The 14,583-nt window shown below is 62.8% G+C and carries 14 protein-coding genes; 6 read left to right on the top strand and 8 right to left on the bottom strand.

Annotated features, from left to right (window positions below; all coding sequences use genetic code 11):
- Positions 1-113: 113 nt before the first annotated feature.
- A complete protein-coding gene (locus tag JP75_RS17495; RefSeq protein WP_035085517.1) occupies positions 114-341 on the top strand; it encodes a hypothetical protein in 228 nt (75 codons plus the stop codon).
- Between the two features lie 79 nt (positions 342-420).
- A complete protein-coding gene (aceA, locus tag JP75_RS17490; RefSeq protein WP_035085516.1) occupies positions 421-1,716 on the top strand; it encodes an isocitrate lyase in 1,296 nt (431 codons plus the stop codon).
- 143 nt (positions 1,717-1,859) lie between these two features.
- Here aceA and JP75_RS17485 read toward each other — a convergent pair whose 3' ends face one another.
- Positions 1,860-2,561, bottom strand: coding sequence for an META domain-containing protein (locus JP75_RS17485; RefSeq protein WP_051960851.1), 702 nt, complete (start codon positions 2,559-2,561; stop codon positions 1,860-1,862).
- A 62-nt stretch (positions 2,562-2,623) separates the two neighbouring features.
- Positions 2,624-3,802: a succinylglutamate desuccinylase/aspartoacylase family protein gene (locus JP75_RS17480; RefSeq protein WP_035085515.1), complete on the bottom strand. Its 1,179-nt coding sequence runs from the start codon at positions 3,800-3,802 to the stop codon at positions 2,624-2,626.
- A gap of 203 nt (positions 3,803-4,005) precedes the next feature.
- Between JP75_RS17480 and JP75_RS17475 the strand changes: the two genes are divergently transcribed.
- Complete coding sequence (locus tag JP75_RS17475) at positions 4,006-4,479, top strand: hypothetical protein (RefSeq protein ID WP_035085514.1); 474 nt, start codon at positions 4,006-4,008, stop codon at positions 4,477-4,479.
- 100 nt (positions 4,480-4,579) lie between these two features.
- Positions 4,580-5,614: a helix-turn-helix domain-containing protein gene (locus tag JP75_RS17470; protein ID WP_051960850.1), complete on the top strand. Its 1,035-nt coding sequence runs from the start codon at positions 4,580-4,582 to the stop codon at positions 5,612-5,614.
- 9 nt (positions 5,615-5,623) lie between these two features.
- Here the strand turns inward: JP75_RS17470 and JP75_RS17465 are convergent, their stop codons facing one another.
- The 6 genes from JP75_RS17465 to JP75_RS17440 are packed head-to-tail and all read right to left on the bottom strand — an operon-like array spanning position 5,624 to position 11,532.
- Positions 5,624-7,090 (bottom strand): Na+/H+ antiporter NhaC family protein, encoded by a 1,467-nt coding sequence (locus JP75_RS17465; RefSeq protein ID WP_035085513.1) that lies wholly within the window; start codon positions 7,088-7,090, stop codon positions 5,624-5,626.
- A 1-nt stretch (position 7,091) separates the two neighbouring features.
- Complete coding sequence (locus tag JP75_RS17460) at positions 7,092-7,655, bottom strand: DUF308 domain-containing protein (protein ID WP_035085512.1); 564 nt, start codon at positions 7,653-7,655, stop codon at positions 7,092-7,094.
- Between the two features lie 46 nt (positions 7,656-7,701).
- Positions 7,702-8,427, bottom strand: coding sequence for an exopolysaccharide biosynthesis protein (locus tag JP75_RS17455; protein WP_035085511.1), 726 nt, complete (start codon positions 8,425-8,427; stop codon positions 7,702-7,704).
- Positions 8,424-8,804, bottom strand: a complete 381-nt coding sequence (locus JP75_RS17450; protein ID WP_035085510.1) for a PLDc N-terminal domain-containing protein — start codon at positions 8,802-8,804, stop codon at positions 8,424-8,426. The genes JP75_RS17455 and JP75_RS17450 overlap by 4 nt, the downstream gene beginning before the upstream one ends.
- Before the next feature lie 29 nt (positions 8,805-8,833).
- Complete coding sequence (locus tag JP75_RS17445; protein WP_425277291.1) at positions 8,834-10,072, bottom strand: arginine deiminase; 1,239 nt, start codon at positions 10,070-10,072, stop codon at positions 8,834-8,836.
- Between the two features lie 17 nt (positions 10,073-10,089).
- A complete protein-coding gene (locus JP75_RS17440) occupies positions 10,090-11,532 on the bottom strand; it encodes a basic amino acid/polyamine antiporter (RefSeq protein ID WP_035085509.1) in 1,443 nt (480 codons plus the stop codon).
- 757 nt (positions 11,533-12,289) lie between these two features.
- Here JP75_RS17440 and JP75_RS25470 point away from each other — a divergent pair.
- Positions 12,290-12,859 (top strand): SH3 domain-containing protein, encoded by a 570-nt coding sequence (locus tag JP75_RS25470; RefSeq protein ID WP_051960849.1) that lies wholly within the window; start codon positions 12,290-12,292, stop codon positions 12,857-12,859.
- A gap of 136 nt (positions 12,860-12,995) precedes the next feature.
- A complete protein-coding gene (locus JP75_RS17430) occupies positions 12,996-14,360 on the top strand; it encodes a metal-dependent hydrolase family protein (protein ID WP_051960848.1) in 1,365 nt (454 codons plus the stop codon).
- Positions 14,361-14,583: the final 223 nt, after the last annotated feature.

Genomic DNA, 14,583 nt, shown 5'->3' with positions numbered 1-14,583 from the left:
AGCGCCAAAATTGACTGTGATTGACAGCTTTACTCGCTGATTTCTGGTCTATTCTTGCATTCGGAAGAGAATTGTCAAATCTTTACATCATCCAGCCAAGAGGAGTTCTGGAGATGAGCCCCAGCAGCAGCGAACGCGAAGAATATCTGACCATCATCGCCCCCAGTGCCCATGAAGCCATGGCCCAGTTCAAGGCGCGCGGCCTCGACGAACAGGGCTACGCCATTGCCGGCAAGATCGGCCGCCATCAGTTTGCTTTGGTCAGCGGCGCCGACAGCACCGAACTGTTTTCCGGCGGCGGCATGTTCGCCGCCACCTTCAGCCGCAAGGTCACCGCCTAAACCCCGCCATCTCAGCAAAATGCCTGATCCCGCCTCCCGGCGGGACCGGCGAAGCCATGTCCAATCGAGGAGACCCGACATGCTCGACAAGCCCAGCCAGCCCGAACATTTTCCGGCGCCCGACTATGCGCCCGACCGCTGGAAGACCATTTCCCGCACCTTTTCCCGTGCCGACGTCGCGCGCCTCTCGGGCTCCCTGCCGATCCGCCACACGCTGGCCGAAAACGGCGCCCGCCGCCTCTGGGAGCTGCTGCACAGCCAGGATTTCGTGCCCACTCTCGGCACCTTTACCGGCAACCAGGCGGTGCAGCAGGTGAAAGCCGGTTTGCAGGCCATCTATCTCTCCGGCTGGCAGGTCGCAGCCGATGCCAATTCCTCGGGCAATATGTATCCCGACCAATCGCTTTATCCCGTCGACAGCGTCCCCGCCGTAGTCCGCCGCATCAACAAGGCCCTGCAGCGCGCCGACCAGATCCAGAGCATGGAACAGGCCGATGGTCTCCCAACCACCGATCTCGACTTCTTCGTCCCCATCATCGCCGATGCCGAAGCCGGCTTTGGCGGCGCGCTCAATGCGTTTGAGCTGATGAAAGCCATGATCGAAGCCGGCGCCGCCGCCGTGCATTTCGAGGATCAGCTTGCTTCGGAAAAGAAATGCGGCCATCTCGGCGGTAAGGTGCTGGTGCCCACGAGCCAATTCATCCGCACCCTCAACGCAGCGCGTCTCGCCGCCGATGTCATGGATGTGCCAACCCTGATCATGGCCCGCACCGATGCGGAAGCCGCGCGCCTCATCACCTCGGATATCGACGACTACGACAAGCCATTTGTGTCAGGCGAGCGCACCCCCGAGGGCTTTTATCGCCTCAGGGGCGGCATCGACGCGGCCATCGCCAGGGGTATCGCCTATGCGCCCTATGCCGATCTCATCTGGTGCGAAACCAGCAAGCCAGACCTCCCCGAGGCGCGCAAATTCGCTGAAGCGGTGCGCAAAGTGCATCCAGACCAGATGCTGGCCTACAATTGCTCACCGAGCTTCAACTGGGCCCGCCACATGGACGAGACCGCCATGGCCAGCTTCCAGCGCGAAATCGCCGCAATGGGCTACAAATACCAGTTCATCACCCTGGCCGGCTTCCACAATCTCAGCCTCACCACCTTCGAACTGGCCCGCGCCTATAAGGCCGATGGCATGGCCGGCTATTCCCGCCTGCAACAAGCCGAATTCGCCGCCGAAGCCCATGGGTTCTCGGCCGTCCGCCATCAGCGCGAAGTGGGCACCAGCTATTTCGACGCCGTCTCCCTCGCCGTGAGCGAAGGCAAGAGCGCCACCACGGCCATGGGTGAATCGACGGAAACGGCGCAGTTTCATTGAGGGTGAGCAACTGGCTCCCCACCCACCGCTCGTCATCCTCGGGCTTGACCCGAGGACACTTAACTTCCCGAAGACGCAGCAAGTGCAGAGCCCTCGGGTCAAGCCGAGGGTGACGCGCCGGGAGGGCGTGAGATCGGGCCCCCCTACTGCCGCAGCGCCAGCACCGTATTGCCTTCCACGTCCACCAGTCTCAGCCGCCCGTCGGCAAGGCTTTCGAAGCGATTGACTTGCTCTAGCGCCGCCAGGAACTTTTGTTCCTGCTCCATCAGCCCGGTTTCGCAGGCCATCATGGTGGCCCCGCCGGGCGACAGGGTCAGCCCTTCGCCGGTGAGACTAAAACCGCCGAAGAAGCGGTTGCATGAGGCATTGCCGTGCATGCTGCCGTCGAGATCGAAGGCGAGCGAGGTTTCCGAGGTTGCGATGACAGGCTCTCCCGCAATCTCCTCGACCTTCCAGTCCCCAATAAGCAGGCTCAGCGGATCGCCGCCGCAGCCGACCAGCGCCCGCTCGCCAATCGTCACCACCACGGCCTTGGGAAAGGGCATGCCCGACATATTGTCGGTGCAAATCTTGTCGATGGCGACCAGCGTAAAGGCCTTGTCGCCGGCTGTCCCCGTATAGACTTCAATGTCTTCCGCGCGCACCGGCTCCGGCACGGGTTCGATGCTAAAAGTCTCGCCCTCCATGCTGGAAAAGCTGATCGCGCTGTCGCTGACGTCAATGTGCCAGCCCGGCTCATTGCCGCGCGCCGTCCAGCTCGCCGCCTCGGCCGCCCCGCCGAGCAGCAGCGGGGCGGCGACCAGCAGCGATGCGGTCCTGAAAAAGCGATGAAATCCCTTAGTCATGGGCAGCTCCCGAAAATCAGGTTGGTGGAAAGGGACCGGGCGGGACCCGGCCCCCAAAAAGATCATTCGACGATCTGGTCCCCACCCTCCGGCACCGTGCTGTCGAAGAGGAAGGAGAGAATGATCATCCCCTCCTCGCAGGTGGCGTCGGTCCGTCGCGCGAGCACCTCGCCGCTCCGCGGTGCGGTATATTCGGCGACGATCTCGCCAAAAGTATTGCGCTGAATGGCGACCTTCTGTCCCGCTTCGACCTTTTCCTTGAGCTCGACCAGCAGTTCGACGAAGCCGCCATGGGTGGTGATGACGGGCGCCATGGCATCGCCGATGACAACGCCGCTGTCCTTGCCCGTTCGCCCGATCTCCCCGGCAATCACCCCGTGATGTTTTAGGACGTTCATCGTGCCTTCGACGAAGAGCGGGATCATCTCGTGGTCGAAGATGCGGGGGCGGCCGATTTCCGGCGTGAAAGAGGGAATGCCGACATCGATCAGTGCATTGGGCAAAATGCTGGGATAGGCCACGTTGTCGAAGATGTGGTCGATTGGATAGAGCTCGGCCATCTCCCGCACTTCGGGCAGCTCCATCCGCGCCAGATGGAAGGACGTGGCGTCCATGCCCGTGGCGGCGGTGTGGAAGTCGATGGCATAGTCGAGATTGTTCCGCAGCAACCGGTTGAAGACCAGGCCGGCATGGCGCACCGGCGCATCGGGCGCGTTTTCATTCCCCGGGAACAGGCGGTTCATGTCGATCAGGTCCATGCCGCGCCCCGAATTGTGCCAGCGGCGGGTCATGTCTTCCACGGCCGGCCGCGACAGGTCGTAGACGGCCAGCACACTGCCCGACATCTCCGCGGGATCGAGCGCGGCCATCACGGTCTGGATGGTGTGGATGGGGCTCATTTCATCCCCATGCACCCCGCTGATCAGGCCCACCCGCTTGCCCAGCTTTTCGCCCTTGATCACGGCGACGGACACATACCAGTGCTGGCCGGTGGGCATCTGCACGCCCTGGAAATAGAAAAAGTGCCGGCCCGGCTCCAGCGTGTCGATATCGAGCGTGGAGATCACCTTTTTGCCGCTGATGATGTCGCCGGTAAAGACCGTGCCGCCTTCGGCTTTCGGCGTGGTCGCGTCCTGGGCCAGGGCCGGAGCCGACATCAGGGCGGCCGCGGCGCCGACGGCGCCCAGCGAGGCAATCATGAAGTCGCGGCGATCAAAACCCTCTTCGTGATCCCTGTTCATGAACTCTCTCCTTCTTGAAAACCACGACAGGGTTTTAGCTAATCCAAGAATGCGGGCGCGGGAAAGGATCGCCCAGGGCGGCCTTGCAAATAGGGACATAGAGTAAAGCCGTGGGACGCCATGCACATCAAAAGTGCCTCGTCCATTCGCTAAGATTGCCCGGAGCGGGAATGGCTAGTCACCATTTAGAGGAGGGTGCTCTCGTGAAAGGCTTTAATTTAAAACTACTTTTTTCGGCCGTCATACTTGTTGCAGGTTTCGGCTCCGCCATTCAGGCGCAGGATATCGCGCCCCTGGTCATGGTGCCCGATCATCCCGGCGGCGTTTCCGTCAATGGCTGCTTCCGGTCCAATGAAACCCTCTTCGGTCCCTATCGGGTGACCTTCTGCTTTGACCGGCGCGGCACCTTCCAGGTGCGCGGCGGCGGCACCAGATGCGATGGCCGCATGGATTGGCATACCTCGGGCCGCGATATTTTCATGGACCTGCACCGCACCTCCTGCGGTCGCCGCCAGGCCTGGGAAGCCGCCTCGGTCGATTGCCGCCCGCTTGGGTTTTTGGGCAATCTCGGGCGCGTCATCGTCGGCGATACGCCCCGCATCCGCACCCTGCGCTGCACCTACCATCCAACCGTGCCCGGCGTGTCGCGCCGGAATTTTACGGCAACGCGGATCTAGGCCTCCTGCCGAACCCCCCGGCGCCCGCGCGCCAACCCGGCTCCTTGCCGGGATGGCGGCGGTGCATATAGCCTTGAGATAGAGCGCCAAGGGTGCCGACATGACCGAAGCGACCGCCAGTCCCGCAGACCGCGTCCCGAGTTACGCCTTCTCGACGGCCGCGGTAGAGGCCAGGCATCAGTTCGATGCCTGGGTGTCGATCATGCGGCCTCTCGTCGCCATGGAACCAAAGACCCCGCACGACAAGGGGTTTAGGGCCCAGTCGCTGGCCTGGGACATGGGCGCCCTGGCCCTGACCCATACGGTCATGCCCGCTCTCGATTTCCGCCGCGATACCTCCCGCCTGCGGGCCGATGCGGTGGATCACTGGCTGCTGGTCGCGCCGCGGCGCGGCGTCATGCGCTCGGAGGCCGGGCACAGGGCGGGCGCCGGGCTCTGCTATGTGCGGTCCATGCACCGGATCAGCGCCGGCTCCACCACCGATTTCGATGCCGTCGCCCTGGTCGTGCCGCGCGATTTCTGTCCGGCCGGCGCGCAGGGCCTCGATGCGCTGCATGAGCGCCATGTCGCCTCTCAGCTCGGCGGGCTCCTCGCCGATTATCTCCATTCGCTGCGGCGACAATTGCCGCGTCTCAGTGCCGATCACCTGCCCGCCGTCGCCACGGCAACGCGCGCCATGCTGGTCGCCTGCACGGCGCCGGGCCGGGACGCGCTGGCCGAGGCCATGCCGGCCCTGCAGGCGACGCAGTTGGAGCGCGCCAAGCGCCTCATCCGACAGAACCTGCTATCGCCCCGGCTCACTGTGCGGGAGCTGTGCCGGCAATTGGGCATGTCGCGAACCGCGCTTTATCGCCTGTTCGAACCCATGGGCGGTGTCGTCCAATATATCCGCCTCGCCCGGCTGCAGGATGCGCATCGGGCCCTGTCCTCGGGCGCGGATATGCGTCCCATTCACGAAATCGCCGCCGAACGCGGTTTTCTCGAACCCTCCGAATTTAGCCGCGCCTTCAGGCGTCAGTTCGGCTACAGCCCCAGCGAGGCGCGCCACGAGGGGCGGTCGATCCCATCGCGCTCGCCCGGTCCGCCGACCGCCTCCATCACCAATATTGCCGAAATCCTCGCGGCATTGGCCTGAGGCAGAGTTTCACGCCGGGGCGGTAGCGCGCAAAATGCGCCAGCCGGTATAGCCGATCAGCAGGGTCATGAGGGGGCTCGCGATATTGAAGAGGCAAAAGGGCAGGTAGGTCAGCGTCGGCACGCCCAGCACTGCCGCCATATAGGCGCCGCAGGAATTCCACGGGATCAGCGGCGAGGTGACGCTGCCGCCATCGGCGACGGCCCGCGACAGGTTGCTCGAGGCCAGGCCGCGCTTGCCGAACTCGGCGCTGAAAATCCGGGCCGGCAAGACCACGGCCACATATTGATCCCCCGCCACGACATTGAGCCCGAAGGCCGAGCCGACCACAGTGGCGACCAGCGCGCCCGTCGATTTCGCCCGGGCGATCAGCGGCGTCACGAGTTTTAGGAGCAGCCCGAATTCGTCGAGCAGCGAGCCAAAGACCAGCGCCCCGAGAATGAGCCAGATGGTGGGCAGCATGCTCGCCATGCCGCCGCGCGAGAGCAGGCTATCCACCTGTTCGAGACCGGATTTGGCCTCAAAACCGGTGGCCATCACCTGCCAGCCGGCCTTTATGTGAGCGATGATCGGGGCAAGATCAGGCGCATCGATGAAGCGCAACACCGCTTCCGATTGCAGAAACGGCGCTAGGATCGCGGCCGACAGCGCTGAAGCCGCTATGGCCAGCGAAGCTGGCACTTTCAGTACGGATAGCGCGACGAGCAGCACCACCGGCAGTAGCGTCCATGGGGAAATGGCAAAAAGCTGCGACAGGGCGCCAAGCTCGGAATCGATCAGCGCCTCGCTCGCCCCGGCCGCACCATCGAGGGTGCCGATAAGCACGAAGCCGACAAGCGCGATGACCAGTGCCGGGCCGGAGCTCCAGGCCTGCGCCCGCAAATGGGTATGGATGGGTGTATCCGTCAATTGCGCGGCAAGGATCGCGGTTTCGGACAAGGGGGACATCTTTTCCCCCACATAGGCCCCGGAGATAACCGCGCCCGCGGTGATTTCGGCCGATACACCCACCATGATGGAGAGGCCCACAAGGCCGACGCCGATGGTCCCCGCCGTAGTCCAGGAGCTGCCGATGCCGAAGGAGATCAGCGCACAGACAAGGAAAGCGGCCGGATAAAACCAGTCGGCATCGACGACCGTGATGCCATAATAGACCAGGGTCGGGATGGTGCCCGCCATGTTCCAGGCCCCGATCAGCGCGCCGATGGCAAAGAGGATGAAAATGGCGCTGACGACCGAGGAGACGCCCTTGCGCCCGGCCTCGGCCACCTCCTCCCAGGCGTGGCCGTTCTTGAGCACGATGAGCGCCGCGGTGAGCGCGGAAAAGATCAGCGCCACCTGCAGCGGCCCGTCCATGGCCGCATTGCCGAAGAGATAGACCGCCGCCGAAATCAGCACCGCCAGCACGATGAGCGGAATCAGCGCATCGAGCAGCGATGGCTCCCTGATCACCCTTTGCGGCTGGATGGGCTCCATGTCAGACCCGCGCCAGCCTTTCCTTGGCCGCGCCCCAGCTTCTCACAATCTGGATCAGGCCAAAGAGGGCAACGAGACCGCCGCCGATCTGCATAAGCAGCAGTGCGCCTGTCATCGGCAGGGCAATGAGCAGGGCGCCGAGCACGATATAGATGGCCGCACCCGCCACCGAGGTCCAGACCGGCGGAAAATTCTTGCGGTAGCGGATGAGGATGAAGGCTTCCGTCAGGCCCACGGCAATGGCGCCGAGCCCGATCAGCCAGGAGAGGAGATCGACGGTCAAGACGCCCGCGAGGAAGGGGCTCAAGAGCAGCAGGATGCCGGCCAGTGCCGCCAGCCCCCCGCGCACGAGGCTCAGCCAGAAGGGCCAGCTCGATTCGATGCCATAGTTCTGGCTCGCCAAGGCCCCCAGCACGCCATCCACCAGCAGCACCGTGCCGCCGACCACGACCACGACTTTGAGCGCATAATCGGGGAGAAACAGGGCGACGAGCCCGCCGATCAGCAGAAGCGCGCCGCGCAACAGGCTGAATGTAACCGCCCAACGCTTGGAAGACGCCGCCATTTGGTAACTCCTTGCACTTGTTGTCGCTTTGGCCCGGAGGCCGGATTTATTGTGTGGGGTCGTCCCCCTCGACCACATGCTCGACGATATCGCCGAGGGCAAAGGCCAGCACGAAGATCAGCCAGATGGCGACCAGCGCCACCACCGTCCCCAATGCGCCAATGGCAATGCCGACCAGAACGGCAATGCCATCCTGGTTGAGAACGCCCATGCAGATGACCGCCAGCCCCGCCGAGGGGATGAGGTTCATGAACGGCACCGGCGCCATGTTGACGAGCGCGAGGAAGATGGCGATCACCGCCAGAAACGGCATGGCGCCCGGCCCCACGAGCCCACGCCAGCGCGGCGCCGAAATCTTTGCCGCCCAGCGCACGATCACCGCTAGCGCCTCGAGCAGTTTCTTGATGACTTTTAGGGGCAGCGGCATGCGCCCGAACCAGTTGCCAAAGCTCATCGGGCGACCCAGCAGCATAGCTATGCCGACCGCGAACATGGCGACCGCCATGAGGAAATTATAGCCCGGCGGGCCGGGCAAGAGGTTGAGGAGGGCAAAGAGCATGATAGCCAGCACATGCGAACGCTCCCCCACCATGGCGAGGAGATCGGCGCAGGTCAGGGCGGCATCGGGCCGCCCCGCCCGCTCGCGCAATTGCGCGACGATGACATCGACGATGGGGATGATCGGGTCGTGGCCATGGTCATGGTCATGGCCGGGACTTTCGTCGGTCATGCCTGCAACGCCCGTTGAGCCATCCCGACCCGTCTCGCTCATGCCAATGCCTTGGCCTTGAGCGTGTTGAACTCGGCTTCGGAAATCACCCCTTCCTTGAGGAGGCTGCTCGCCCGGGCGATCTGTTCGGCGGGCGAGGTGCCGGCGACATTGCGGATATAGGTCTCAGCTTCCGCCCGCGCCTCCTGATTGGCCGCAATCTGCCGCCGACCCATGCCGCTGCCGCGGGTGAGCAGATAAGCGAGCGCCGTCAGCATGGGCAGGAAGATCAGCGCAATCACCCAGATGGCCCGGGCAAAGCCGCCGATCTCGCGATCGCGGAACAGGTCGATGATGATCTGGAACAGCACGATGAGATAGGTGATGAGGAAGAAGGTGGAGAGGATCAGCCAGAGAATTTCCCAGAAATTGCTAGACATTTTTGCACCTCGATACGCGTTTGAAAAACTCAGTAGTCGACGGCGTCGCGAATGATGGGACAGGTCATGCAATGGCCGCCGCCGCGTCCGCGCCCCAGTTCGGAGCCGGAAATGGTGATGACCTCGATGCCCGCCTTGCGCAGCAGCGTGTTGACATAGGTGTTGCGGTCATAGGCGAAGACGACGCCGGGCGAAGCGCAGACGAGGTTGGCGCCGCTGTCCCATTGGGTGCGCTCGCGGGTATAGTCATTGCCCGCCGTCTCGACGACGCGGATTTCCGAGAGCCCCAGCGCCTCGCGCACGGTTTCGACGAGTCCGCCCTTGTCCTTCTTCAGTTCCAGCCCGCCATTGCCATCGGGCCGATAGGAGAAGCATTCGATGGGGTTGACGATATCGGGATAGATCAGCACGCAGTCGCGGTCGGCAAAGGTGAAGACCGTGTCGAGATGCATGGCGGCGCGCAGCTTTGGCATGGCGGCGACGATGACGCGCTCCACGGCGCCCTTTTCAAAAAGCGTCTTGGCAAGCTGGGCGATCGCCTGGCGCGAGGTTCGCTCGCTCATGCCGATGAGAACATTGCCCTTGCCGATGGGCATGACGTCGCCGCCTTCGAGGGTCGCGAGATCCCATTCCTTGGTCGGGTCGCCCCACCAGACATTCACCTTGCCGGCAAAGTCGGGATGGAACTTGTAGATCGCACTGGTGAGCAGCGTTTCCTCGTGCCGCGCCGGCCAATAGAGCGGGTTGAGCGTCACCCCGCCATAGATCCAGCAGGTGGTGTCGCGGGTATAGAGCGTGTTGGGGAGGGGCGGCAGCAGATATTCGTTCACCCCCGCCGCGTCGCGCACCAGGTTCATGCGCTCCCCGCCGACGGAATCGGGGAATTCGTAAGTGGAAAGGCCCCCGATCAAAGTCTCCGCCAATTGCCGGTTGGATAGTCCATCGAGATAGGAGCGGACATCGTTGACGAGATCAGGCCCCACCTTGTTGGGCACGATCTGGTTGTCGAGTATCCAGGCCCTGGCTTCGGGCAGCGCCACGGTCTGTTCGAGCAGGTTATGCATCTCTACCACGTCGACACCGCGCTCGCGCAGCTTGTTCATGAAATCAAAGTGGTCGCGCTTGGCCACATCGACCCAGAGCACGTCGTCGAATAGCAGGTCGTCGCAATTGGATGGGGTCAGCCGCTGATGCGCCTTGCCGGGCGCGCAGACCATGACCTTGCGCAATTGGCCGACTTCGGAATGGACGCCAAAACTGGATTCCATCGTCAAACTCCTTGATTTCAGGGGGTAATGGTCCCGGTCACGAGACCCACTGTTCCGATGATGCCGGCGAGAACGGTGATGCCAAAAACCACCAGCTCCACCGGCGTGAAGAAGCGGGCCTGTTGCTCGCGGCGGGCCCAGAAATAGAGGATGATGGTCCCCGGCACGAAGAGAACGGCCACCAGCACCACATATTTCAGCCCCGCGGCCACGAACATGAAGAGCGTGTAGATGACGGCGATCCAGGCGATGATTTGGTCCATCGGCCGTTCGTTGGCCTCGCTCGCCGTATAGCCGATGCCCCTGCGGGCGACGATGACGCCATAGCCGGCCACCAGGAGATAGGGCAGGAGGGCGGTGACGCTGGTCATGTCGAGCATGAAGTTGAAGGCGTCGGCCGACCAATAGGTCGAGATGACGAAGATCGAGACCACGATATTGGTCAGCCAGAGCGCATTGGCGGGCACGCCATTGTCGTTCTGCGCCGCGAACATTTTTGGCATGTCCTGCGATTTTGCCGCGGCGAACATCACCTCGGCGCAGATCAGCGACCAGGCAAGATAGGCCCCGAGCACCGAAACCAGCACGCCGATGGAAATGAAGACCGCGCCCCAATGGCCGACCACGAGTTCGAGCGCCCCGGCCAGCGATGGGTTCGCCACCCCGGCAATCGCCGCGCGCGGTGCGGTGGCAAAAGGCAGGAGGGTGACCGCGACCATAAGGCCGGTCACCGCGACAAAGCCGAGCACGGTGGCGGTGCCGACATCCTCGCGCTTCTTGGCAAAGCGGGAATAGACGCTCGCCCCCTCGATGCCGAGGAAGACGAAGACGGTGATGAGCATGGTGTCGCGCACCTGCGCGACGAGGCTCTTTTCGGGCATGTCGAGCCCGCCGAAGAAGTTTTCGGAGAACTGGTTGTAATTGAAGAAGAAAATGAAGATCAGCACCGCCACGACGATCGGCACGATCTTGGCGATGGTGACGACGGTATTGATGAAGGCGGCCTGTTCGACGCCGCGCAGGATCATGAAGTGGAAGGCCCAGATGCCGACCAGGGAAACCACGATCGCTATGGGGCTGCTGCCATCGCCGAAGAGCTCGGGGAAGAAACGCCCGAGCGTCGAGCCTATGAGAACCCAGTAAAAGACATTGCCGAGGCAGCTTCCGAGCCAATAGCCGAAGGCGGAGAGGAAGCCCATATAGTCGCCGAAACCGGCCTTGGCATAGGCGAAGACGCCGGAATCGATATCGGGCCTTCTGGTCGCCAGCGATTGGAAGACGCGGGCCAGCATATACATGCCGGTGCCGGCAATGGCCCAGGCGATGATGGCGCCAAAAGGTCCGGTAGCGGTCGCAAACCTCCCCGGCAGGTTGAAGATGCCGGCCCCGATCATGGACCCGATGACCATCGCCGTCAGCGCATTGAGCGATAGTTTCCCTTTGTCAGCCCCCGCCGCCATATTGCCGTCTCCCCTAACAGGCTCCAACAAAACATAAATCCGGTGTGGAGCCCGTTGAGGCTACCGCTCACCGGGGCGTGAGGAGAATGGCGCGGCGTCCCCGCATTAGGCTGGGCGTCCCGCTTCATGATTTTGGTTGTGCGCGAAAGAACCGATGGAAACGCGGGTAGCCTTGGCACCGGAACCGCGGCGCCTTGCTGATGGTCCATCATTCTCAGCGACAGTACTGCAAATGCTCGGTCGGCCCGCGCCGTCTTCATCCCCACCGTGCTGCCCTCGGACTTGATCCGAGGGTCAGTGCGGAAGCCACGGACTTCATGCATGAGCTGTGTGGCCCTCGGGTCGAGCCCGAGGGCAGCACAGTGGGTGGAATGAGGAGAGTGCGCTCCTTACGGAGGAAGCGAAGAACCCGGAAGACTGAAGCCTGCGCCTCCCTCCCCCTCGTGGGGAGGGAACGAGGGTGGGGGGAGAGAGTCACCAGGGCCAGGCCCCGAGCCAACTTCAAACCCAGACAACCAAGCAAAAGCAAAATATAAACTCCACAAACTCTCTTGTCTTCCAGTCCATATTCTTGGCATTCCGTCCATCTTTTCAGATTCAGGCTTGTCCCGGCGTTGTCCGGATTTTTCTCTGTGCTAACGTCAGTCAAACAAGCGTGACTATTTCGAATTTTTGGAATTTTGGCCGGTTTTGCTCGGCGTGACATTGGTTTGACGCCAGCAAGGTCAGCAATTGCGTCCGATAGGGAGGGCTTACGATGATGAAGACATTTGTCCGGCTGGCCATGGCGCTTGCCGCGGTCCTGGTGCTGTCCCTGCCGGCCCTGGCGCAGATGTTCGGGCCGGCCGTCACGGTCGCCAATGTCAATTTGCGCAATGGGCCCGGCACCAATCATGCTGTGATCCGCGTGGTGCGCTCGGGCGAGGACGTGACGATCGTCCGTTGCGAGCGCAATTGGTGCCTCGTCAATGCCGGGCGCGAGACCGGCTGGCTCGCCCAGAACTATGTGATGCGCGTCATCGCCGCGCCGCCGCCGCCGCTCTGGCCCGATTTCGACTTCGATACCGGCCCGACGCGTGTCTGCTTCTACGATCGGCCCAATTTCCGCGGCGACAGTTTTTGCCTCAGGCCCGGCAATGGCAATGACGACCTCGGCAATTGGCGCAACCGGATCGCCTCGGTGGCCCTTCGTGGTGGCCAGAGCCATTCGCTCAGCGTCGATCTCTGCACGGCCCGCAACTTCCGCAATTGCACCTCGATCCGCGACGACATGGCCAATGTGAGCCGTCACCTGCAGGGGGCCATTGCCTCGGTCAAGGTCTGGTAGGGCGCCGCCGCGCCCACCTCCCGCCGTCCCTCGCCACAGTTGGGACGGCAGGCTGCCTATTGGGACGGAGTGCGATTGTTGGCACCTCCGATCCGACTAAACTTTACTCCCTCAAGTGTATGGAGCTCTGCGCGCCATGAGTATCTCTAAAGCCAAGTCCCTGATTTCACTGTTTTTTGCGGGTCCTGCCGTTGCGGCTATCGCCCTCCTGGCCGCGGCGCCGGCGGCTCTGGCGCAGCCGGCAAGACCGCCGGTCGTCTTCGAAAATGTCAGGATCTTTGACGGGCAGTCCGATGCCTTGAGCGGTCCATCCAATGTCCTCGTCAGGGATGGCAAGATCGCCGGCATTTCGACCGCCGACATCAGCGAAGACGGCGCAACGGTGATCGACGGCGAGGGCAAGGTGCTGATGCCGGGCCTGATCGACGCGCATTGGCACACCATGCTGATCGGGGTCACCCCCGATACCGGGCTCGCCGATATGGGCTATACGCACCTGATTGCCGGGGTCGAGGCGACGGCGACGCTGATGCGCGGCTTTACCACGGTGCGCGATCTCGGCGGACCGAGTTTCGGGCTCAAGAAAATCATCGATCAGGGGCTCATTCCCGGGCCGCGCATCTACCCCTCCGGCGCCATCCTGACCATTACCAGCGGTCATGGCGACTTCCGCACCTTTGCCGATCTGCCCCGCAGGATCGGCGAATTGACGCCGATGGAAGAGGCGGGGATGGCCATGGTCACCGACTCGCCCGACGAGGTGCGCATGCGCACGCGCGAGCAGTTGATGCAGGGCGCCTCCCAGATCAAGCTGACAGCCGGCGGCGGGGTGGCCTCACCCTTCAGCCCGCTCGATGCCTCGACCTTTACCGATGCCGAAATCGAAGCCGCCGTCCAGGCCGCGTCCAATTGGGGCACCTATGTCGGGGTCCATGCCTATACGCCCCAGGCAGTACAGACGGCCATCAATTCGGGCGTCAAGGTCATCGAGCACGCCCATCTGATCGACGACGAGACGGCGCAGCTCATGGCCGAAAAGGACATCTGGCTCAGCACCCAGCCCTTTGACGAAGCGATGGGCGCCGGCCTGCCGCCCTCGTCCATGGAAAAATTCCACGAGGTGCTGGAAGGCACCAGCAATATCTACGAATTTGCCAGGAAGTACGACCTCAAGACGGCCTGGGGCACCGACATCCTGTTCTCGCCCATTCTGGCCCGCGGCCAGAACCATATGCTGCTGAACCTGCTCAAATGGTACACGCCCGCGGAAGCGCTGCAGATGGCGACCGGCACCAATGGCGAACTGTTGCTGCTCTCGGGCAAGCGCAATCCCTATCCCGGCCGCATCGGCCTCATCGAGGAAGGCGCCTATGCCGACCTCCTGCTCGTCGATGGCAATCCGCTCGAAGACCTGAGCCTCGTCGCTGATCCCGAAAACAAGTTCCTCATCATCATGAAGGATGGGGTGATCTACAAGGATATCACCGGCGATCAGGACTAGGCCGCAACCCGTTCACGCAAGGCTTCACCAATTCGCGCGGGCGCGCCTCTCGAGGGTCACAGTCTGTTAACCGAGAGGCGCAAAGGCGTCGTTTCCCGCCGGCCAGATTGGAACAGAAAGACAAGGCCTGGGACGGAATGCACATGCGTTTGCCACAGTATATGGTATTGTCGATTGGCAATTCGCTTGTTTTCGGCCATTGAAGCCAAGCAAATTGCTTGCG

It is taken from the genome of Devosia riboflavina, from assembly GCF_000743575.1.
GTDB classification, from domain to species: Bacteria; Pseudomonadota; Alphaproteobacteria; order Rhizobiales; family Devosiaceae; genus Devosia; species Devosia riboflavina.
The sequence above is the reverse complement of the archived record's forward strand: the minus strand, read 5'-3'. Positions and strand labels throughout refer to the sequence as shown.

Coding starts and splice junctions, on each gene's coding strand:
- JP75_RS17495 (WP_035085517.1), top strand. CDS start 114: ATGAGCCCCAGCAGCAGCGAACGCGAAGAATATCTGACCATCATCGCC.
- aceA (WP_035085516.1), top strand. CDS start 421: ATGCTCGACAAGCCCAGCCAGCCCGAACATTTTCCGGCGCCCGACTAT.
- JP75_RS17485 (WP_051960851.1), bottom strand. CDS start 2,561: ATGACTAAGGGATTTCATCGCTTTTTCAGGACCGCATCGCTGCTGGTC.
- JP75_RS17480 (WP_035085515.1), bottom strand. CDS start 3,802: ATGAACAGGGATCACGAAGAGGGTTTTGATCGCCGCGACTTCATGATT.
- JP75_RS17470 (WP_051960850.1), top strand. CDS start 4,580: ATGACCGAAGCGACCGCCAGTCCCGCAGACCGCGTCCCGAGTTACGCC.
- JP75_RS17465 (WP_035085513.1), bottom strand. CDS start 7,090: ATGGAGCCCATCCAGCCGCAAAGGGTGATCAGGGAGCCATCGCTGCTC.
- JP75_RS17460 (WP_035085512.1), bottom strand. CDS start 7,655: ATGGCGGCGTCTTCCAAGCGTTGGGCGGTTACATTCAGCCTGTTGCGC.
- JP75_RS17455 (WP_035085511.1), bottom strand. CDS start 8,427: ATGAGCGAGACGGGTCGGGATGGCTCAACGGGCGTTGCAGGCATGACC.
- JP75_RS17450 (WP_035085510.1), bottom strand. CDS start 8,804: ATGTCTAGCAATTTCTGGGAAATTCTCTGGCTGATCCTCTCCACCTTC.
- JP75_RS17445 (WP_425277291.1), bottom strand. CDS start 10,072: ATGGAATCCAGTTTTGGCGTCCATTCCGAAGTCGGCCAATTGCGCAAG.
- JP75_RS17440 (WP_035085509.1), bottom strand. CDS start 11,532: ATGGCGGCGGGGGCTGACAAAGGGAAACTATCGCTCAATGCGCTGACG.
- JP75_RS25470 (WP_051960849.1), top strand. CDS start 12,290: ATGATGAAGACATTTGTCCGGCTGGCCATGGCGCTTGCCGCGGTCCTG.
- JP75_RS17430 (WP_051960848.1), top strand. CDS start 12,996: ATGAGTATCTCTAAAGCCAAGTCCCTGATTTCACTGTTTTTTGCGGGT.